The organism is Qipengyuania sp. R86523, from assembly GCF_044596365.1.
Taxonomy (GTDB): Bacteria; Pseudomonadota; Alphaproteobacteria; order Sphingomonadales; family Sphingomonadaceae; genus Qipengyuania; species Qipengyuania citrea.
On sequence record NZ_CP138997.1, the window covers coordinates 524,448 to 544,008 of the forward strand.

The window sequence follows — 19,561 nt, forward strand, 5'->3', positions numbered from 1 at the left end:
GGTCCATGTGGTCCAAGTTGTAGGGATTGCCTTGATGAGTAACGACACGGTCTTCACCTTCGGCGGGAACGCGCCGCATACGAATGCAAGGCAGAAGGACAAGACCGTGACCGGCGGCAAGGGCGCCAACCTCGCCGAAATGGCGAGCATCGGCCTGCCGGTCCCGCCGGGCTTCACCATCGCGACCGAGGAATGCCTTACCTACCTCGCCGGCGGCAGCGACTTCACCGCCAAGCTGCGCAATGATGTCGCCGCCGCGCTGAACCATGTCGAAAAGACCGTGGGCAAGGGCTTCGGAGACGCCGCCGATCCGCTGCTCGTCTCGGTCCGCTCGGGCGCCGCAGTGTCAATGCCCGGCATGATGGATACCGTGCTCAACCTCGGCCTCAACGACGACACCGTTGCCGGGCTGGCGAACACCAGCGGCGACGAACGCTTCGCCTGGGACAGCTACCGCCGCTTCATCCAGATGTATGGCGATGTCGTGCTCGGCGTCGATCACGGCCTGTTCGAGGAAGCGCTCGAAATCGCCAAGGAAGACCAGGGCTATTACGCCGATACCGAGCTGAGCGCCGAAGAGTGGAAGGTGCTGGTCGCCGAATACAAGGCGATCGTCGAGCGCGAGCTGGGCTCGCCGTTCCCGCAGGACCCGGTCGAGCAGTTGTGGGGCGCGATCAGCGCGGTCTTCGACAGCTGGGATACCGAGCGCGCCAAGATCTACCGCCGCCTCAACGACATCCCGCATGACATGGGCACCGCGGTCAATGTGCAGGCGATGGTGTTCGGCAATATGGGCGACACCAGCGCCACCGGCGTCGCCTTCACCCGCGATCCGTCCACCGGCGAGAAGGCCTATTACGGCGAATGGCTGGTCAATGCGCAGGGCGAAGACGTGGTCGCGGGCATCCGCACGCCGCAATACCTCACCAAAGCGCGGCGCGAACTGGCCGGGGCCGACAAGCCGAGCATGGAAGAAGCCATGCCCGAGGCCTTCGCCGAACTCGCGCGCGTGTTCGACCTGCTCGAGCGGCACTATACCGACATGCAGGACATCGAGTTCACCGTGCAGCAGGGCAAGCTGTGGCTGCTGCAGACGCGCAATGGCAAGCGCACTGCCAAGGCGGCGCTCAAGATGGCGGTCGACATGGTCGGCGAGGGCCTGATCGACGAGAAGACCGCGATCCTGCGCGTCGACCCGATGGCGCTCGACCAGCTGCTCCACCCGACGCTCGATCCCGAAGCGCCGCGCGACGTGCTGACCACCGGCCTGCCGGCCTCGCCGGGCGCGGCCAGCGGCAAGATCGTGCTCGATGCGGACACTGCCGAACTGTGGGCCAATCGCGGCGAGAAGGTCGTGCTCGTGCGCGTCGAGACCAGCCCCGAGGACATTCACGGCATGCATGCCGCCACCGGCATCCTCACCGCGCGCGGCGGGATGACCAGCCATGCCGCCGTGGTGGCGCGCGGCATGGGCCGCCCCTGCGTGTCCGGCGCATCGCAAGTGTCGATCGCGCGCGAAGGCCGCACGCTCACCATCGGCGACCGCGAGCTCAAGGAAGGCGATGTCATCACCATCGACGGCGCCAACGGGCAGGTGATGGCGGGCGAAGTCGCCACCATCGAACCCGAACTGGCGGGCGATTTCGGCACGCTGATGGAATGGGCCGACAAGCATCGCCGGATGCGCGTGCGCACCAATGCCGAAACCGAGACCGAATGCCGCATGGCGCGCCAGTTCGGCGCCGAAGGCATCGGCCTGTGCCGCACCGAGCACATGTTCTTCGATGCCGGTCGCATCAGCGCGGTGCGCGAGATGATCCTCGCCGATAGCGAGGCCGGTCGCCGCGCCGCGCTCGATAAGCTGCTGCCCGAACAGCGCAGCGACTTCGTGACGATCTTCGAGGTCATGGCGGGCCTGCCGTGCACGATCCGCTTGCTCGATCCGCCGCTGCATGAATTCCTGCCGCATGGCGATACCGAGTTCGAGGAGCTGGCCGAGGCCACCGGTGTCGATATCGAAAAGCTGCGCCGCCGCGCGGGCGAGCTGCATGAATTCAACCCGATGCTGGGCCATCGCGGCTGCCGGCTCGGGATCACCTATCCCGAAATCTACGAAATGCAGGCGCGCGCCATCTTCGAGGCCGCCTGCCAGGTCGCCGTGGACAGCGGCGATGCGCCGGTGCCCGAGATCATGATCCCGCTGGTCGCCACGCGGCGCGAGCTCGAACTGCTCAAGGATGTCGTCGACCGCGTGGCCAGGGAAGTGTTCGCCGCCACCGGCACGACGCTCGAATATCTCGTCGGCACGATGATCGAACTGCCGCGCGCCGCGCTGATGGCGGGCGAAATCGCCGAAGTGGGCGAATTCTTCAGCTTCGGCACCAACGACCTGACACAGACGACGCTGGGCGTGAGCCGCGACGATGCGGGCCGCTTTCTGACGACCTATGTCGACAAGGGCATCTTCGCACGCGATCCCTTCGTCAGCCTCGACATCGACGGCGTCGGCCAGCTGGTCGAACTCGCCGCCGAACGCGGGCGCGCGACGCGCGACGGGCTCAAGCTGGGCATCTGCGGCGAACATGGCGGCGATCCGGCGAGCATCGCTTTTTGCGAGAAGACCGGGCTCGATTACGTCAGCGCCTCGCCCTACCGCGTGCCGATTGCGCGGCTCGCGGCAGCGCAGGCCAGCCTGCGCTAGGCAATTCGCTAGTCTTTCCAGCCAGTCAGCGTCAGGATCTCGAAGCTTTCGAGCACGCGGCCCTTGTTGTTCGCCTGCTTCATGAAGGCGTGTTCGGCGCGTTCGAGCGCGGCCTTGCCGAGCGGCGGGGCGGCGCTGGCCAGAACGCTGCCCAGGCCCTGGTCGCGCAGGTCGGACACCAGCCGGTGCAGCCCTCCGAACGACACCGTGAGCGTATGGCTGTCGACCACCTGGCGCTTGAACAGCGCGCGCTGAAGCAGGCCGGCGGCAGCCTGGTTGTCGATCAGTGGATGCATCCGCGCCGCGGGCCGATCGGGCTCTGCGGCGAGCATCGCGCGGCGCAGGTGCGGCAGGCTGCCCGCACCGGGAAAGCTGGCGATCATCAGTCCGTCTTCGGCCAGCGCATTGCGGAGGTGGAGCAGCGCGCCGGGCAGATCGTTGACGCGGTCGAGCGATCCGAGGCTGACGATCAGGTCGTAGGGGCCGCCGTCGAGTGGACGTTCCTCGTCCAGGCTGGCGGCATCGTGTTCGTCGACCTCGGCCCCCGCGCCGCGCAGCGACAGCGCGAGAGTACCGGTCCAGTCGCCGATCACCAGCACGCGGCCGGGCGACAGGCGGATGAATTCGAGCCGGTCGAGCACGTCCTCGACCATGTCGTCGAGCAGGTAGCGCGCGGCATCGCGATGTGCCTGGCGAACGCGCGCGCGGCGCAACCCGGCAATCCGGCGCTGGCGGGAAAAGATGCGCGGGGGAGCATGGCTGGTCATCGCCCATTGCCCTGCCGCGCTTGCCAGCGCCGTGCAAGCGGCGCACCATCGCAAGGTGTCGACAAGCCGCCTCCTGCGCGACAGCTTCGCGCCCGTGCTGGATTTCGTCTATCCCCCGCGCTGCCCAGCATGCGGCGGGGGCGTGGGCGAACAGGGCGGTTTGTGCGCTGCCTGCTGGGAGGATCTGTCAATCCCGTCGGAGCCTTGCTGCGTGTCCTGCCAGCGCCCGTTCGCCAGCACCGGGCCGGGCGAGGGGGCATCCTGTGCGGTCTGCCTGGCTACGCCTCCGCTTCACGACGGGATCGCAGCGGGCACGCTCTATACCGATACGGCGCGCAAGCTGGTGCTGGCGTACAAGCACGGTCGCCGGATCGCGCTGGCCCCATTGCTCGCGCGGCTGATCGCGGCGCGCCTCCCGCCAGCAATGGGCAACCGGGTGATCGTACCGGTGCCGCTGCACCGCAGGCGGATATGGCAGCGCGGCTTCAACCAGGCCGCCTTGCTTGGCCGCCAATTGCATCAGCTCGGTCATGGCCCGCTGTGCGTTGACGCCCTTGTCCGCAATCGGGCGACCCCGCCGCTGGGCGGATTGGGAAAGAAGGCACGGGCCCGTACGCTGAGCGGGGCGATCGCGCTGCGCCCCGCGCGCGCGGGCATGATCGCGGATGCCGATGTCATATTGGTCGACGATGTGCTGACCAGCGGGGCGACGAGCACCGCTTGTGTCCGCGCGCTCAAGCGGGGCGGCGCCCGCAGCGTAATCATCGCGTGTTTTGCGAGGGTGCTCGACGAAGCGCGCGACGCGCGCAGGACCGATAGCGCGCCGTAGAAACGAAACGCCCGGGATCTTGCGATCCCGGGCGCCACGTGACGAATATAACCGGACCGGCCTTGCGGCATGGTGCAGCCCCCCAGCATGCACCTCGGATCCATCCCTCATCGTTCCCGGATGCGCCGCAACCCCTCGATCGCGGCAGCGAACCCGGTGACCCCCTGAACCCTGGCGCTCTGATGGCACCGTTGTTCCGGTGGGCAGGCCTCATTTGCCTGCGCTGCATATGTTCCCGAAACTTCGCGATCATCAAACAGGCATTTGCAACAATGTCCGATTTTGGGTCGACTTTGTGGTTATCTTGCAACAACAGGGCGCGCAGTTTCCGATGTGAAAGGCCAAGAGAGTGAGTGAGCGTACCGACCGGGAAGCCGGCAGCGACTTCATGCCCAAGTTCGACGACAAGGGATTGCTGACCGCGGTGGTCGTCGACCATGCGACGCAGGCGGTGCTGATGGTCGGCTTCATGGATGCCGAGGCTTTGGCTGCGACACGCGAAACCGGGCTTGCGCACTTCCATTCGCGCTCGCGCGGGAAGCTCTGGCAGAAGGGTGAGACTTCGGGCCATGTCCTGCGGGTCGAGCGGATCTTTGTCGACTGCGATCAGGACGCACTGGTCCTGTCATGCACCCCTGCGGGGCCGACCTGCCACACGGGGGCGCCAAGCTGTTTCTACCGCGAACTCGTCGGTGACGTTCTCCAACCCGTCAAGACTTGACGCTTACGTAAACGTTCCATTATGCACGCGGCATGACACAGCCGCTGCCCAACGATCCTCGTGCGCAAACCAGCGATCGCCGCCACGCCGGCGCACATATCGAACGGCCCGACGAGCTGGGGCGCGAACAATATTCGATCTCGGACCTCACCAGCGAATTCGGCTGCACCGCGCGTGCGCTGCGCTTCTACGAGGACGAGGGGCTGATCGCGCCTTCGCGGATCGGCCTGACCCGCATCTATTCCAAGCGCGATCGCGCCCGTCTCGCGTGGATCATGCGCGCCAAGAACGTGGGCTTCTCGCTGACCGAGATCCGCGAGATGATCGACCTCTACGATCTCGGCGATGGCCGGGTCGAACAGCGGCGCGTCACGATCGAGAAGTGCAAGGCGCATGTCGCCAAGCTGAAGGAACAGCGTGACGATATCGACAGCTCGATCACCGATCTGACCGAGTTTATCGACCAGATCGAACGGCTCGAAACCGAATGATGTGCCGCAAGGCCCCTACAACCGACACCCCCCAACCCTAAGGACACGCAGATGCCCAGTTACACCGCGCCGACCCGCGACGCCCGCTTCATCATCAACGAGATGCTCGATCTCGCCGGCTATGCCGACCTGCCCGGCTTCGAGGCCGCCAGCGTCGATGTCACCGATGCGGTGATTAACGAAGGCGGCAAGTTCTGCGCCGAAGTGCTCGCCCCGCTGAACCAGTCGGGCGACCAGGAAGGCTGCACCCGCCACGAAGACGGTTCGGTCACCACGCCCAAGGGTTTCAAGGAAGCTTTCGACCAGTTCCGCGAAGCGGGCTGGGGCACGCTGTCGCAGCCCGAAGAGTTCGGCGGGCAGGGCATGCCGCATGTCCTCGGCTTCGCCTTCGAGGAATTCGTGTCGAGCGCCAACCAGGCCTTCGGCATGTATCCCGGCCTGACCAACGGGGCGGTCTCCGCGCTGCTCGCCAAGGGCAGTCAGGAGCAGAAGGAGAAGTATCTTCCCAAGATGATCTCCAACGAATGGACCGGCACGATGAACCTGACCGAACCGCATTGCGGGACGGATCTGGGGATGATCCGGACCAAGGCCGAACCGCAAGCCGACGGCAGCTATTCGATCACCGGGACCAAGATCTTCATCTCGGCCGGCGAACACGACATGGCGGAGAACATCATCCACCTCGTGCTGGCGAAGACCCCCGGCGCACCCGACAGCAGCAAGGGCATCTCGCTGTTCGTCGTGCCCAAGTTCCTCGTCGGCGACGACGGCTCGATCGGCGAGCGCAACGGCGTGGTCTGCGGTTCGATCGAACACAAGATGGGCATCCATGGCAACGCCACCTGCGTGCTCAATTACGATGGCGCGAAGGGCTGGCTCGTGGGCGAGGAGAACAAGGGCCTCGCCGCGATGTTCATCATGATGAACGCTGCGCGTCTCGGCGTCGGCATCCAGGGTCTCAGCCAGGCCGAGGTCGCCTATCAGAACGCGGTCGCCTATGCGCTCGATCGCCGGCAGGGCCGCGCTCTGACCGGCCCGGCGGAACCCGAGGCGCAGGCCGACCCGATCTTCGTGCACCCCGATGTGCGCCGCATGCTGATGGACGCCAAGGCCTTCACCGAAGGCATGCGCGCCCTGTGCCTGTGGGGCGCTCTGCAGGTCGACCTGACCCACAAGGCCAAGACCGAGGAAGAGCGCGAACAGGCCGACATGCTGATCGGGCTGCTGACCCCGGTCATCAAGGGCTACGGCACCGACAAGGGCTATGAAGTCGCCACCAACATGCAGCAGGTCTTCGGCGGCCATGGCTACATCGAGGAATGGGGCATGAGCCAGTTCGTCCGCGACGCCCGGATCGCGCAGATCTACGAAGGCACCAATGGCGTGCAGGCAATGGATCTGTGCGGCCGCAAGCTGGCGCAGAAGGGCGGCGCGGCAATCCAGGCCTTCTTCAAGGTGGTGAGCGACGACATCGCCGACGCCAAGGGCGATGATACGCTCGCCCCGATGGCCGAAGCGCTCGAAAAGGCGCTGGGCCAGCAGCAGGCGGCGACGATGTGGTTCATGCAGAACGCGATGCAGAACCCCAATCATCTTGGCGCAGGCGCCCATCACTACATGCACATCATGGGCATCGTGACGCTGGGCTGGATGTGGCTGCGCATGGCGAAGGTTGCGCAGGCCGCGCTTGCCGCAGGCGGCGAGGACAAGGCCTTCTACGAAGGCAAGATCGCGACCGCGCGCTATTACATGGACCGCTACCTGCCCGACGCCGGCGCGCTGCGCCGCAAGCTCGAAGCGGGCAGCGAAAGCCTGATGGCGCTGGACGAGGACGCGTTCGCGACCGCAGCTTAACCTTCCGCAGGAAGGCATGACGGGCCGGGGGCGATCCAGTCCCCGGCCCTTTTTGTTTGCCTGGCAAGGGCTTGCGCGGGGTTCCGCAGTGGTGATCGCAGCCGCGTCGGCCCGGCACGCGCCGCCTGCGGAGCAAATCAGCGCGCCCGAACCCGCGTGCGTTTACCAAGATTTCGGACTTGCCGGTTAGGGAAGACCTTTCTCGGATATCCCGCCTATGACAGCCGCGTTCGTACTCAGCATCAACATGTTCATCGCCGCCCTGTTCGCGGTTGCGTTCACCGTGGTGGCGTCGACCAACCCGACGGTTCGCGGCGCGCGCTGGCTGGCGGCGGCCTATGGCATTGGCGTGATCGATGTGGCGCTGGAGTTCATCCTGCCCTCGCTGGCGCAGCCCACTCCGGTCGTGGTGGCGATCTATGTCAGCTATCTGGCGGCGCTGACCTGCGGCCTGATCGGCGTCGCCCGGCATTATGGCGCAGCGCTGCCCCGGTCCGCCACAGCCATCGTCTGGCTTGCCGGGCTGGCCTTCGTCCCCGTCATGCTCGGACTGCCGTACGGTTCGGCCCTGCGGACGCTCCTCTACCAGCTCCCCTATGCGGCAATGCAGGTGCTGATGGTCGCGGTCGTCGTGCGGTCCGGCGGTAAGCTGGCGCTCGACCGGCTGCTGGTCGCGGTCGGCGCCCTCGCGGTGCTGGTCTACCTGGCCAAACCCGCGATTGCCTGGTGGATCGGCACCGCGGACCACGCGCAAGCCTATCTCGCTTCCGATTATGCGGCGATCTCGCAGACGATGGGATCGGTGGTCCTGATCGCACTCGCGCTGGTGCTGCTGCTGGTCATCATGCGCGACACGACGATGGAAATGATCGCCCGGTCGGAAACCGACCCGCTTTCCGGCGCCCTCAACCGGCGCGGCTTCGAAACGCACGGCGATCGGGCGGTGGTCCGGGCCCGGCGGACCGACCGGCCCCTGTCGCTGATCACGCTCGATCTGGACCGGTTCAAGGCCATCAACGACAGTTTCGGCCACGCGGCAGGCGACAGGGTGATTGCCGATCTCGCCGGGCTGCTGGACGATACGGTGGGAAGCGACGATCTGGTCGCGCGTCTGGGGGGCGAAGAATTCGCCATCCTCCTGCCGGGGCGCACCACTGCGCAGGCCCAGGCTCTGGCCGAACGGATGCGTCTGGCGGTGGCGCGGGACCTGCCGGTGCGGCTCGACAACGCGCCCGCCGTTACCGCGTCGTTCGGCGTGGCTGAATTGCAATTCGGCGAGCGGCTTTCGGACCTTTGTCGCCGCTCCGACCTGGCGCTTTACGAAGCGAAAGCGGCCGGGCGCGACACGGTCTGTGCCGCTCCGCGCCTGCGGTCCGTCAAGCCCGACGCTGCAGCGGCGGAATTTGCCGCCCCGTCCGACCGATTGGTCCAATCTTTCGGTTAAGCCTGCTACCGGACCTCGCGCGGCAATTCCGTCAGGGCGCTTACCCTATCCGAGCACTTCGTCGAACAGCGCATGCATCGCCGCCCAGCTCTGGCGGTCGGCACTTGCGTCATAGGCGGGATTGGGCGAACCGTCGCGCATGCGCGGCGTGGTGAAGCCATGCTGGACGCCTGCATAGCTGTGGAAATGCCAATCGGCCCCCACCGCGTCCATTTCTTCCCAGAAACCGGTGACCCGGCTGCGGGGGACCAGCGCATCGGCATCGCCGTGGCATACCAGGATCCGCGGCATAATCGGCTTGCCGGCGGGCAAGGCGGTTTCGAGCAGGCCGTGAAAGCTCACCACGGCAGCGAGATCCTGCCCGTCGCGCGCCATTTCGAGCACTGCCATGCCGCCGAGGCAGAAACCGATCGCCATTTGCGGCACATCGGGTTCGAGCCGGCGCAGAAGATCGAGCGTGGCGCGCAGGCGCTGGCGCATGGCCGGCGGGTCACCGCGCAGCCGGCCCATGGCGGCAAAAGCCTGGTCGGCATCGGACGGGGCTTCGGGCCCGTAGAAATCGCCGATGAGCACTGCGTAACCGGCATCGACGAGTGCAGCGGCCTTCGCCTCGACCGCGGGGGTGGTGTTCATGAAGGTCGGATAGATCGCCACCGCGGCGCGGGCTGGGGCGGCGGGCCGCGCGTAAAGCGCGGTCAGCGCGACCGCGCCGTCTTCATATCCGACCTTCTCGAAAGGCATCACTCGGGCAGGAAATCGGGCACCGAAAGGTACCGTTCGCCAGTGTCGTAATTGAAGCCCAGGACGCGCGATCCGGCAGGCAGATCGGCCAGTTTCTGCTTGATTGCGGCCAATGTCGCGCCGCTTGAGATACCCACCAGCAGGCCTTCCTTCGCAGCGCACTGGCGGGCCATTTCCTTGGCATCCTCGGGATCGACCTGGATCGCGCCGTCGATCGCCTGAGTGTGCAGATTGTCGGGGACGAAGCCGGCGCCGATGCCCTGGATCGGGTGCGGGCCGGGCTGGCCGCCGCTGATGACCGGCGAGCCCTGCGGTTCGACCGCATAGGCTTTCATCGCGCTCCAGCTCTGCTTGAGCACTTCGGCGCAGCCGGTCAGGTGTCCGCCGGTGCCGACCCCGGTGATCATCGCATCGATCGGCGTATCGGCGAAATCGTCGAGGATTTCCTTGGCAGTGGTGCGCGCGTGAACCTTCCAGTTGCTTTCATTGTCGAACTGGCTGGGCATCCAGGCGCCTTCGGTCTGTTCGACCAGTTCCTGCGCGCGTTCGATCGCGCCCTTCATGCCCTTTTCCTTGGGCGTCAGGTCGAAGGTCGCGCCATAGGCCAGCATCAGCCGGCGGCGTTCGACGCTCATGCTTTCGGGCATGACCAGCACCAGCTTGTAACCCTTGACCGCGGCAGTCATCGCCAGGCCGATCCCGGTGTTGCCGCTGGTGGGTTCGACGATTGTGCCGCCGGGCTTGAGCTTGCCCGCCGCTTCGGCATCCTCGATCATCGCGAGGCCGATGCGGTCCTTGATCGAACCGCCCGGATTGGCGCGCTCGTTCTTCACCCAGACCTCGTGGTCGGGGAACAGGCGCGACAGGCGAATGTGGGCGGTATCGCCGATCGTGGCGAGGACGGAGTTGGCTTTCATGGCATCTGCTCCTGCAATTTCTCTTCGGGGGGAGTGTCTAACAATTCGTCAGGCGGGTCAAAGGTCCGCGTTGTCCGCAGGACGGGAAAAATTCGCGACCACAGCGCGACCGTGGCGATCGCGCCGACCCCGCCGCCGACCACCGCGATCACCGGGCCGAACAGGAAGGCGAGGCTGCCCGAGAAGAAATCGCCGAATTCGTTCGACGCGCTGATCGTCAGCAGGCTGACCGAGGACACGCGGCCGCGCTTGTCGTCGGGCGTGTGCAGCTGGATCAGCGACTGGCGGATATAGACGCTGAACATGTCCGCCGCACCGATGATGAACAGCATGGCGAGGCTGAGCGGCATCGTCTTGGAGAGCCCGAAGACCACCGTGGCCAGTCCGAATACCGCCACCGCCCACAGCATCTTGGGCCCGACATTGGTCTTGAGCGGACGGAAGCTGAACCACAGCGCGGTAAGCGCGGCGCCCACTGCCGGCGCCATCGCCAGCTGCGCCAGCCCGGTTTCGCCGACTTCCAGGATATCGCGCGCATAGACGGGGAACAGCGCAGTCGCCCCGGCGAGAAAGACCGCGAACAGGTCGAGCGTGATCGCGCCCAGCACCATCTTGTTGCGGACCACGTAGCGCAGCCCTTCGACCATCTGGTGGATCGGGCGCCTGTTCGCGGCGCGCGCTGGCTGCGGCACCTTGCCGATGAGGCTCAGCGCGGCCAGCGATACCGCGAACAGCGCGAAGGCGGTGATATAGGGCAGGGCGGGCAGGATTGCGTAGGTGTAGCCGCCGATCGCCGGACCCACGATCATCCCGACCTGCCAGGCGATGCTCGACAACGCGATGGCGTTGGGCAGGACCGCCTTGGGTACCAGATTGGGGGCCAGCGCGGACAGCGCGGGGCCGTTGAACGCGCGGACGATCCCGAGCACGATCGCCACGCCGAACAATACGGTGACCGTGAGCGTCTCGTTCCAGGTGAACCAGGCGAGGGTGCCCGCGCAGCCCAGCTGGGCAAGCACGGTCAGGCGGGCGATGTTGCGCCGGTCGAAATGGTCCGCCGCCCAGCCGGAAAAGGGCGTCAGCAGGAACAGTGGGATGAATTGCAGCAGACCGATCAGCGCCAGTTGGCCCGACGCGGCGCCGACCCCCATCCCGCCGTCGCGTGCCAGATTGTAGGTCTGCCAGCCGATGATCAGCATCATCGCATATTGCGCCAGCGTCATCGACAGGCGGCTGAGCCAGTAGGCGCGGAAGTTCGCGATCCTGAGGGGCGATGCGTCGGGGGAAAGCTTGCTGGTGTCGTTCACCCCGGACGCATGGCAGGCCCGCCTTCGGTTGTGAAGGCGGGCCTGCTTGTCGTTCTAGAAGAAGCGGTTGGAAATCAGCGCAGCTTGCGCAGCCGCGGATTGGGCTGCAGCGTGTCGATCATCGCCAGGAAATCGTCGACCCGGATGATCCGTTCGAACTGGAAGCCGGCGCGGTTGTCGCGGATCCAGATGCAATAGGCCTCGATCCGGCCGATGACCGGCAAGCGCACGATCACGCGTTCGCCGCGGGCGATGTCTTCCGCATTGTCGATCATGAAGCCGTTGGAGGAGACGTTGGCGATATGCAGGTGCACGTCGCCTTTTCCGAAATGTTCGGCGATGACGGGATGGTCGACCGGATGACGCGCCATCCGGCGCTGGTCGGTTACGCTCAGTTGTGCTCCGACAGTCATGCTGGCGTTCCCTTTGAAGTGCTTAAGACGAAATATACTATGCGCGGAAAAGTCTTCCAAATGGTAAACAATCGGGGCCTTTCGACGTTCCTGATGCTCGCTTCGCCGCTTATTGCGCGCGGATGATTGCGTGCTTCTTCTTGCCCAGGCTGAGCTTGCATTCGCTGCCTTGCGCGACCGTTACCAGATGCCCCGGTTCGGTGATCACTGCCCCGTCGAGCTTGACCGCGCCTTCGGCCAGCTTTCGCTTGGCCTCGCCGTTCGAAGCGGTGAAGCCGAGCTCGGTGAGCACCGCGCCGATCCGCATGCCGTCCGCGCCCACGGCAAGCGTCGGCAGATCGCTGCCCGCGCCGCCGCCGGCGAAGGTCTCGGCCGCGGTGCGCTCGGCGAGCCGCGCGGCTTCGGCACCCCGAACGAGCGTGGTTACTTCATTGGCAAGAACCGTCTTGGCTTCGTTGATCTGCGCGCCTTCGAGCGCTTCGAGCCGGGCGATTTCAGCCAGGTCGAGGTCGGTGAACAGCCGCAGGAAGCGGCCCACGTCGCGGTCGTCGACATTGCGCCAATATTGCCAGAAGTCGTAATTCGGCAGCTGCGCTTCGTTGAGCCAGACCGCGCCCGAGGCGGTCTTGCCCATCTTGCCGCCATCGGCGGTGGTCAGCAGCGGCGTGGTCAGGCCGAACAGCTCGCTGCCATCCATCCGGCGGCCGAGCTCCATCCCGTTGACGATGTTGCCCCACTGGTCGCTGCCGCCCATCTGCAGCCGCACGCCCATATCCTGCGCCAGGTGACGGAAGTCGTATCCCTGCAGGATCATGTAGTTGAATTCGAGAAAGGTCATCGGCTGCTCGCGCTCGAGCCGCAGCCGCACCGAATCGAAAGTCAGCATCCGGTTGACTGTGAAATGTGTGCCGACCTTCTGCAGCATCTCGATATAGCCGAGTTCGCCCAGCCAGTCCTGGTTGTCGACCATGACTGCATCGGTCGGCCCCTCGCCGAAGGTCAGCAACCGTTCGAAGACGGTGCGGATCCCCTCGATATTGGCTGCGATCGTCTCGTCGGTGAGCATCTTGCGACTCTCGTCGCGGCCGGTCGGATCGCCGATCCGCGTGGTCCCGCCGCCCATCAGCACGACCGGCTTGTGGCCCGCCTGCTGGAGGCGCCGCAGCATCATGATCTGGACGAGGCTGCCGATGTGGAGCGACGGCGCGGTGGCATCGAAACCGATATAGCCGGGGACGATCTGCCTGGCGGCAAGCGCATCGAGCCCTGCGGCATCGGTGACCTGGTGGATATAGCCGCGCTCGTCGAGCACGCGCATGAGTTCGGACGTATAGTTGTTCATGACGAGGCGCGCGCTAGCAGGTAAGGGGCGGCATGCAAATCTATCGATTGGAACCGCATCCGGCATGCCCTGCACTGGGGGTAACGGCGGTGGAGGCGCGCGTGACCGCGCACGATGCCAACTGGCTGACGCTGCGCTGGCGGATCGAGGCTGCGCATGATCTCGTCCTCCCCGGATTTGCCGGCAAGGGACGCGCCGACGGACTGTGGCAGACCACCTGCTTCGAGCTGTTCCTGCGGCCCGATGGGGACACCGCCTATCACGAATTCAATCTGTCGCCCTCCGAGCGCTGGAATGCCTACCGCTTCTCGGCCCCGCGCGACGGCATGAGCGAATGGCCGATGCCCCGCGATGCGGTCTGTACGATGCGCCCGGGCGGCAAGTTCGCGATCTTCGATGCCGCGCTGCCCGCCGCGGGGCTGCCGCAGACGGAATGCGCGATGGGCATCAGCTGCGTGATCGAGGAGACCGGCGGGCACAAGAGCTACTGGGCGCTCGCTCATGGCAGAGAGGCGCCCGATTTCCACGATCCGTCTTGCTTCACCGCGCGGCTTGGGGCAGCTAGCGCGCCATGAAATTTGGCATCGATCGGCTCGTCACGGAAGAGCAACTGCGCAAGCCGCTGGAAGGGCGCCGGGTCGCGCTGGTCGCGCATCCTGCCTCGGTAACCGCGGGCCTCACGCATTCGCTCGACGCGCTGATCGACCGCGGGATCAATGTGACCTCCGCCTTCGGTCCGCAGCACGGGCTCAAGGGCGACAAGCAGGACAACATGGTCGAGACCGGGGACGAGGTCGATCCGCACTACGGCATCCCCGTCTTCAGCCTCTACGGCGAAGTACGGCGCCCCACCGCGCAGATGATGGACAGCGCCGACGTCTTCCTCTTCGACCTGCAGGACCTCGGCTGCCGCATCTACACCTTCGTCACCACGCTGCTGTATCTGCTCGAGGAGGCGGCGAAGACGGGTAAGTCGGTATGGGTGCTCGACCGCCCCAATCCTGCCGGTGGGCCGGTGGAAGGAACCCTGCTCGAACCCGGTCAGGAGAGCTTCGTCGGAGCCGCGCCGATGGTGATGCGTCACGGGCTGACCATGGGCGAAATGGCGCGCTGGTTCGTCGCGCATTTCAAGCTCGACGTGGATCTGCAGGTGATCGAGATGCAGGGCTGGTCGCCCGGCCGTGGCCCCGGCTATGGCTGGCCCGAAAGCCGCATCTGGATCAATCCGAGCCCCAATGCGGCCAGCCTCAACATGGCGCGGGCCTATGCCGGCACCGTCATGCTCGAAGGCACCACGCTAAGCGAGGGCCGGGGGACGACCCGGCCGCTGGAAGTCCTGTTCGGGGCGCCCGACGTGGATGCCAAGGCAGTGCTGGCCGAAATGCATCGTCTGGCCCCGGTCTGGATGCGCGGTTCGGCGCTTCGCGAATGCTGGTTCGAACCGACTTTCCACAAGCACGCGGGCGCGCTGTGCAACGGGCTGATGATCCATGCCGAGGGCAAGTTCTACGATCACCACGCGTTCCGCCCGTGGCGGTTGCAGGCGCTGGCCTTCAAGTCCATCCGCGCTCTCTATCCCGACTATCCGATCTGGCGCGATTTCCCTTACGAATACGAACTCGACCGCCTGGCGATCGATGTGATCAACGGGGGTTCGGTGCTGCGCGAATGGGTCGACGACAGTGAAGCCGTTCCCGACGATCTCGACCGGGTCGCCAGCGCGGACGAAGCCGCTTGGCGCGAATCGATCGCAGCGCATCTGGCCTACAGCTGACCGGCCGGGCGGCACCGGCCGTCCGTACGCGGTCGCAGGGTTGGACAGCGGCAAACATTTCTACCCGACCGCAAGTTCGATTTTCGATCAATGGTCTTGACCTAAGGCGCCGGGAAGGCGAGCCTACTTGAAAGTGACGGGCATACCCGCGCTTCGGGAGAGGTTATAATGGCGACTGCGGCAGCACGGCAGACTGGTGGATCGGTCAGGGTTACCCTGTGGATCCTTCTGATAGTTTACATCTTCAATTTCATCGATCGGCAGATCGTCAACATCCTGGCCGAGCCGATCCGGCTCGAACTGGGTCTGAGCGATACGCAGATCGGCCTGATGACGGGCCTGGCCTTCGCACTGTTCTACACGATCCTCGGCCTGCCGATCGCGCGTTTCTCGGATCGCTCGACCACCAACCGGCCATGGCTGATCGGCGGAGCGCTGGCGATCTGGTCGGCCATGACCGCCTTGTGCGGACTGGCGCAGAATTTCATCCAGCTGCTGCTGGCGCGGATCGGCGTGGGCGTGGGCGAGGCGGGTTGCACGCCGCCTGCGCATTCACTGATCGCGGATATGGTCGAACCCTCCAAGCGCTCCTCCGCGCTGGCCTTCTACGCGCTCGGCATCCCCATCGGCACGCTGCTGGGCATGCTGATCGGCGGCCTGCTTGCCGATTCGGTCGGGTGGCGCAACGCCTTCCTGATCGTCGGGCTTCCCGGCATTGCGCTGGCCGTGGTCGTCTTCACCTATCTGAAGGACCCCCGCCGCACCGGGATGATGCAGGCCGGTACGCAGCAGTCGGCCGAACAGATGCCGATGAAGGTCGCGCTCAAGGCAATGTTCAGCTCGCGCGCCTTCGTCCTGCTGGTGGCGGCAGGTTCGGCCGCGGCCTTCCTCGCCTACGGCAAGGTGACCTGGATCACGATCTTCTTCCAGCGCACGCACGGGCTGACGCCGGGTGAAACCGGGCTGTGGTTCGGGCTGGTCAATGGCGGGGCGGGCATCGCCGGCACGGTCCTGGGCGGTTATATCGCCGATCGCTGGGGCGCCAAGAACCGCCGTCATGTGCTCACCGCGCCCGCGGTGGGCATGGTGGTGACGATCCCCTTCGCGCTGCTGGCCTTCATGACCGACAACTGGCTGCTGGCGCTGTTCCTGCTGATCGTCCCGACGATCTGCAATTCGCTCTATTACGGCCCCACCTATTCGAGCGTGCAGGGCCTCGTGCCGCTGCGCGCCCGGGCGATCGCGGCCGCCGTGCTGCTGTTCTTCCAGAACCTCATCGGGCTGGGGCTGGGACCGCTGTTCTTCGGGATGATGTCCGATCTGCTGCAGCCCGCCTATGGCGAGGAAAGCGTGCGCTACGTGCTTTACGGCGCGACGTTCCTCGGGCTGCTGCCGGCGTTCTTCTTCTGGCGCTGTTCGCTGCGCCTCAACGAGGAACTCGATCAGAAGGACTAGCCGGGGCGGGCCGCCTGGTCCGCTACCCGCTGGAAGCAACGACCCCGGGCGTAAGCAACGCCCGGGGTTTTCTCATGCCCCGGTCTTGCGGCTCAGTTCGCGCATCGCGTCGTCGAGCCCGTCGAGCGTCAGCGGATACATGCGGTCGTTGACCAGCTGTTTCATCACCTTGGTCGACTGCGAATAGCTCCACTGCTTTTCGGGCACCGGGTTGAGCCACACGGTCGCCGGATAGGTGCTGGTCACGCGCTGCATCCAAGTGGCGCCGGCTTCCTCGTTCATATGCTCGACGCTGCCGCCCGCATGGGTGATCTCATAGGGGCTCATCGCCGCATCGCCGACGAACACGATCTTGTAGTCATGCCCGTATTTGTGGAGCACGTCCCAGGTCTTGGTGCGTTCCTGCCAGCGCCGGCGGTTGTCCTTCCACACGCCTTCATACAGGCAATTGTGGAAGTAGAAGAATTCGAGGTTCTTGAATTCGGCCGTGGCCGCGCTGAACAGTTCCTCGGTCACCTTGATGAAGGGATCCATCGACCCGCCGACGTCGAGGAACAGCAGCAGCTTGACCGCATTGTGCCGTTCGGGCCGCATGCGGATGTCGAGCCAGCCCTGCTTGGCCGTGCCCTCGATCGTCGCATCGAGGTCGAGCTCGTCGGCGGCGCCTTCGCGGGCAAAGCGGCGCAGGCGCCGCAGCGCCATCTTGATGTTGCGCGTCCCCAGTTCTTTGGTGTTGTCGAGGTTCTTGAACTCGCGCTTTTCCCACACCTTGACCGCACGCTTGTGCTTGCTTTCCCCGCCGATCCGCACGCCTTCGGGGTTGTAGCCCGAATTGCCGAAGGGCGATGTCCCGCCCGTGCCGATCCACTTGTTGCCGCCCTGGTGGCGTTTTTCCTGTTCCTCCAGGCGCTTCTTGAGCGTCTCCATGATCTCGTCCCAGTCGCCCAGGGCCTTGATCTTTTCCATTTCCTCTTCGGACAGGAACTTCTCGGCCACCGCCTTCAGCCAGTCTTCGGGGACATCCACGGGGTTCTGCCCGTAATCGCTGAGGATGCCCTTGAAGACTTTCTGGAACACCTGGTCGAACCGGTCGATCAGCCCTTCGTCCTTCACGAAGGTCGCCCGGCTGAGGTAGTAGAAGGCCTCGGGCGATTGCTCGATCACGTCGCGGTCGAGCGCCTCGATCAGCGTGAGGTGTTCCTTGAAGCTTGCGGAAATGCCCGCAGAGCGAAGCTCGTCGACGAAATTGAAGAACATGCCGAACGGCTTAGCGCGTGTGGAGCGCGTGCACCAGTGTGTGAATCGCAACCGATTTTTACCCTCCACTAACCATCAGCGCCTAAACCTCGCTGATCAAGACGAATAAGGGGGTCGTAAGCACATGGAACTCAGCGCGATCGACAAGGGCGGCGCGTCCGCTCTCGATCAAATTCCGGCCGCCTGCGGCAAGGTCACCGTCGGCTGTTCCGATGTGGCGGGTATCGTCCAGGGCGTGATCGATTCGTTCGGCCACCTGCGCAGCGAATATGGCGAGTTGCAGGGCACCGTGCGGACGCTCGACGAAGATCAGCGCAAGGTGCTCGAAGCGAGCGACGAGGCCCGGCTGCTGTCCGAACGCGCGATCGAACGGCTCAGGCACGGTTCGACGATGATCAACAACTCGCTGAACGAGATCGGCAATCTGCTCAGCCTGGTCGAAACGCTGACCCAGCATGTCACCGGCTTTGCCGCGGCGATGGACCAGGTGCGCCGATCAAGCCAGGAGATCGACCAGATCGCCGAGACGACCAACATCCTGGCGCTCAATGCGACGATCGAGGCGATGCGCGCGGGCGAGCAGGGCCGCACTTTCGCGGTCGTCGCCAATGAGGTGAAATCGCTTGCCAGCCAGACCCGCAAGGCAACCGAGGAGATCGGCCGGACGATCGATACGCTCGGCAACGAAGCGGGTCAGGTGATCGAGAAGATCGAAAGCGGCGCGGAAGCGAGCAGCCAGGCGAAGAACTCGGTCGGCTCGATCGAGGATACCATGCGCAGCGTCACCGAACTGCTGCTCGAGGTCGACGGCCAGCAGGACCTGATCGCGCGCAACACTGCCACCATTTCGGGGCATGTCCACCGCGTGCAGGGTGTGCTCGACGATTTCGACGAAGCGGTCACGGTCAACGAAACCAAGCTCGGTACGGCGCATGGCCGGATCGAAGATCTGGAAATGACCGCGAGCGAGATGTTCGACCAGCTGGTCAAGGCGGACCTTTCGCCCGATGACAGCCGGATGGTCGAGCAGGCGCGCCGCTTCGCCGCGGAAGTCGCCGGCGTCGCCGAAGCCGCGATCGCCGACGGATCGCTCAGCATGGACCAGCTGTTCGACCGCGATTACCAATATGTCCCCGGCACCAACCCCGAACAGTACCGCACTGCACTGAGCGATTGGGCCGATGCGAACTGGCGCCCGATCAACGACCGCGTGGTCGCGCAAGGCGGACCGATCCTGATGTGTTCGGAAGCGGATATGAACGGCTTCCTGCCCACGCATATCACCGATCGCTGCCGGGCGCCGACCGGCGATGTCACGCATGATACGACCTACTGCCGCAACGGGCGCGTCATGCTCTATGCGATCGACAAGAAGGCCAAGAGCCAGACCGATCCCTACATGATGGCGGTGTACCGGCAGGAAGGCGACGGCCGGAACTATGTCGTCGTGCGCAATGTCTATGTCCCGCTGGTTATCAACGGCCGCCGCTGGGGCGATTTCGAACTGGCGTACAGCTTCAACTGACGGCGGCTTTCCAGACGTGA

General features: G+C 65.3%; 17 protein-coding genes. 10 read left to right on the forward strand and 7 right to left on the reverse strand.

From position 1 onward, the window contains the following. Positions 1 to 34 precede the first annotated feature (34 nt). Complete coding sequence (gene ppdK, locus SJY12_RS02580; RefSeq protein WP_397505894.1) at positions 35 to 2,701, forward strand: pyruvate, phosphate dikinase; 2,667 nt, start codon at positions 35 to 37, stop codon at positions 2,699 to 2,701. Between the two features lie 8 nt (positions 2,702 to 2,709). Here ppdK and SJY12_RS02585 read toward each other — a convergent pair whose 3' ends face one another. Continuing rightward, on the reverse strand, positions 2,710 to 3,468 hold the full coding sequence (locus tag SJY12_RS02585) for a bifunctional 2-polyprenyl-6-hydroxyphenol methylase/3-demethylubiquinol 3-O-methyltransferase UbiG (RefSeq protein ID WP_063505646.1): 759 nt from the start codon (positions 3,466 to 3,468) through the stop codon (positions 2,710 to 2,712). A gap of 55 nt (positions 3,469 to 3,523) precedes the next feature. Here SJY12_RS02585 and SJY12_RS02590 point away from each other — a divergent pair, with 55 nt between their 5' ends. The 5 genes from SJY12_RS02590 (at position 3,524) to SJY12_RS02610 (ending at position 8,810) form a co-directional block, all read left to right on the forward strand. Continuing rightward, a complete protein-coding gene (locus tag SJY12_RS02590) occupies positions 3,524 to 4,297 on the forward strand; it encodes a double zinc ribbon domain-containing protein (protein WP_397505895.1) in 774 nt (257 codons plus the stop codon). A 388-nt stretch (positions 4,298 to 4,685) separates the two neighbouring features. After that, positions 4,686 to 5,018, forward strand: coding sequence for a phosphoribosyl-AMP cyclohydrolase (gene hisI / locus SJY12_RS02595; protein ID WP_063506527.1), 333 nt, complete (start codon positions 4,686 to 4,688; stop codon positions 5,016 to 5,018). 32 nt (positions 5,019 to 5,050) lie between these two features. After that, a complete protein-coding gene (locus SJY12_RS02600) occupies positions 5,051 to 5,509 on the forward strand; it encodes a MerR family DNA-binding transcriptional regulator (RefSeq protein ID WP_050600563.1) in 459 nt (152 codons plus the stop codon). A 51-nt stretch (positions 5,510 to 5,560) separates the two neighbouring features. Continuing rightward, on the forward strand, positions 5,561 to 7,366 hold the full coding sequence (locus SJY12_RS02605) for an acyl-CoA dehydrogenase C-terminal domain-containing protein (protein WP_397505896.1): 1,806 nt from the start codon (positions 5,561 to 5,563) through the stop codon (positions 7,364 to 7,366). Between the two features lie 217 nt (positions 7,367 to 7,583). After that, complete coding sequence (locus SJY12_RS02610) at positions 7,584 to 8,810, forward strand: diguanylate cyclase domain-containing protein (RefSeq protein WP_397505897.1); 1,227 nt, start codon at positions 7,584 to 7,586, stop codon at positions 8,808 to 8,810. A 45-nt stretch (positions 8,811 to 8,855) separates the two neighbouring features. On the opposite strand, the gene SJY12_RS02615 is transcribed toward SJY12_RS02610, so the two are convergent. The 5 genes from SJY12_RS02615 to tyrS all read right to left on the reverse strand — a co-directional run bounded on the left by SJY12_RS02615 (position 8,856) and on the right by tyrS (position 13,530). Then, positions 8,856 to 9,551, reverse strand: coding sequence for a dienelactone hydrolase family protein (locus tag SJY12_RS02615; RefSeq protein ID WP_397505898.1), 696 nt, complete (start codon positions 9,549 to 9,551; stop codon positions 8,856 to 8,858). Then, positions 9,551 to 10,468, reverse strand: coding sequence for a cysteine synthase A (gene cysK, locus SJY12_RS02620; protein WP_397505899.1), 918 nt, complete (start codon positions 10,466 to 10,468; stop codon positions 9,551 to 9,553). The genes SJY12_RS02615 and cysK overlap by 1 nt, the downstream gene beginning before the upstream one ends. Next, positions 10,465 to 11,775 (reverse strand): MFS transporter, encoded by a 1,311-nt coding sequence (locus tag SJY12_RS02625; protein ID WP_397505900.1) that lies wholly within the window; start codon positions 11,773 to 11,775, stop codon positions 10,465 to 10,467. The genes cysK and SJY12_RS02625 overlap by 4 nt, the downstream gene beginning before the upstream one ends. A gap of 74 nt (positions 11,776 to 11,849) precedes the next feature. Further along, a complete protein-coding gene (locus tag SJY12_RS02630; protein ID WP_050600558.1) occupies positions 11,850 to 12,188 on the reverse strand; it encodes a PilZ domain-containing protein in 339 nt (112 codons plus the stop codon). A 109-nt stretch (positions 12,189 to 12,297) separates the two neighbouring features. Further along, positions 12,298 to 13,530 (reverse strand): tyrosine--tRNA ligase, encoded by a 1,233-nt coding sequence (gene tyrS, locus SJY12_RS02635; RefSeq protein ID WP_050600557.1) that lies wholly within the window; start codon positions 13,528 to 13,530, stop codon positions 12,298 to 12,300. Positions 13,531 to 13,631: 101 nt separating this feature from the next. Here tyrS and SJY12_RS02640 point away from each other — a divergent pair, with 101 nt between their 5' ends. From SJY12_RS02640 to SJY12_RS02650, 3 genes are all read left to right on the forward strand, one after another. Further along, on the forward strand, positions 13,632 to 14,105 hold the full coding sequence (locus SJY12_RS02640; protein WP_307019354.1) for a DOMON-like domain-containing protein: 474 nt from the start codon (positions 13,632 to 13,634) through the stop codon (positions 14,103 to 14,105). After that, positions 14,102 to 15,304 (forward strand): exo-beta-N-acetylmuramidase NamZ domain-containing protein, encoded by a 1,203-nt coding sequence (locus SJY12_RS02645; protein WP_397505901.1) that lies wholly within the window; start codon positions 14,102 to 14,104, stop codon positions 15,302 to 15,304. The genes SJY12_RS02640 and SJY12_RS02645 overlap by 4 nt, the downstream gene beginning before the upstream one ends. Before the next feature lie 168 nt (positions 15,305 to 15,472). After that, positions 15,473 to 16,759: an MFS transporter gene (locus SJY12_RS02650; protein WP_063505196.1), complete on the forward strand. Its 1,287-nt coding sequence runs from the start codon at positions 15,473 to 15,475 to the stop codon at positions 16,757 to 16,759. A 72-nt stretch (positions 16,760 to 16,831) separates the two neighbouring features. On the opposite strand, the gene SJY12_RS02655 is transcribed toward SJY12_RS02650, so the two are convergent. Further along, positions 16,832 to 18,016, reverse strand: coding sequence for a VWA domain-containing protein (locus SJY12_RS02655; protein WP_397505902.1), 1,185 nt, complete (start codon positions 18,014 to 18,016; stop codon positions 16,832 to 16,834). A gap of 124 nt (positions 18,017 to 18,140) precedes the next feature. On the opposite strand from SJY12_RS02655, the gene SJY12_RS02660 reads away from it, so the two are divergent. Next, entirely contained in the window at positions 18,141 to 19,541 is a 1,401-nt protein-coding gene (locus tag SJY12_RS02660; protein ID WP_397505903.1) for a methyl-accepting chemotaxis protein, read from the forward strand. The last annotated feature ends 20 nt before the right edge of the window (positions 19,542 to 19,561 follow it).

Excerpts from the sequence above, each read along its gene's own strand:
- SJY12_RS02660 (WP_397505903.1), top strand. The coding sequence starts at position 18,141 with ATGGAACTCAGCGCGATCGACAAGGGCGGCGCGTCCGCTCTCGATCAA.
- SJY12_RS02650 (WP_063505196.1), top strand. The coding sequence starts at position 15,473 with ATGGCGACTGCGGCAGCACGGCAGACTGGTGGATCGGTCAGGGTTACC.
- SJY12_RS02615 (WP_397505898.1), bottom strand. The coding sequence starts at position 9,551 with ATGCCTTTCGAGAAGGTCGGATATGAAGACGGCGCGGTCGCGCTGACC.
- tyrS (WP_050600557.1), bottom strand. The coding sequence starts at position 13,530 with ATGAACAACTATACGTCCGAACTCATGCGCGTGCTCGACGAGCGCGGC.
- ppdK (WP_397505894.1), top strand. The coding sequence starts at position 35 with ATGAGTAACGACACGGTCTTCACCTTCGGCGGGAACGCGCCGCATACG.
- SJY12_RS02655 (WP_397505902.1), bottom strand. The coding sequence starts at position 18,016 with ATGTTCTTCAATTTCGTCGACGAGCTTCGCTCTGCGGGCATTTCCGCA.
- SJY12_RS02630 (WP_050600558.1), bottom strand. The coding sequence starts at position 12,188 with ATGACTGTCGGAGCACAACTGAGCGTAACCGACCAGCGCCGGATGGCG.
- cysK (WP_397505899.1), bottom strand. The coding sequence starts at position 10,468 with ATGAAAGCCAACTCCGTCCTCGCCACGATCGGCGATACCGCCCACATT.
- SJY12_RS02610 (WP_397505897.1), top strand. The coding sequence starts at position 7,584 with ATGACAGCCGCGTTCGTACTCAGCATCAACATGTTCATCGCCGCCCTG.
- SJY12_RS02605 (WP_397505896.1), top strand. The coding sequence starts at position 5,561 with ATGCCCAGTTACACCGCGCCGACCCGCGACGCCCGCTTCATCATCAAC.
- hisI (WP_063506527.1), top strand. The coding sequence starts at position 4,686 with ATGCCCAAGTTCGACGACAAGGGATTGCTGACCGCGGTGGTCGTCGAC.
- SJY12_RS02645 (WP_397505901.1), top strand. The coding sequence starts at position 14,102 with ATGAAATTTGGCATCGATCGGCTCGTCACGGAAGAGCAACTGCGCAAG.
- SJY12_RS02585 (WP_063505646.1), bottom strand. The coding sequence starts at position 3,468 with ATGACCAGCCATGCTCCCCCGCGCATCTTTTCCCGCCAGCGCCGGATT.
- SJY12_RS02600 (WP_050600563.1), top strand. The coding sequence starts at position 5,051 with ATGACACAGCCGCTGCCCAACGATCCTCGTGCGCAAACCAGCGATCGC.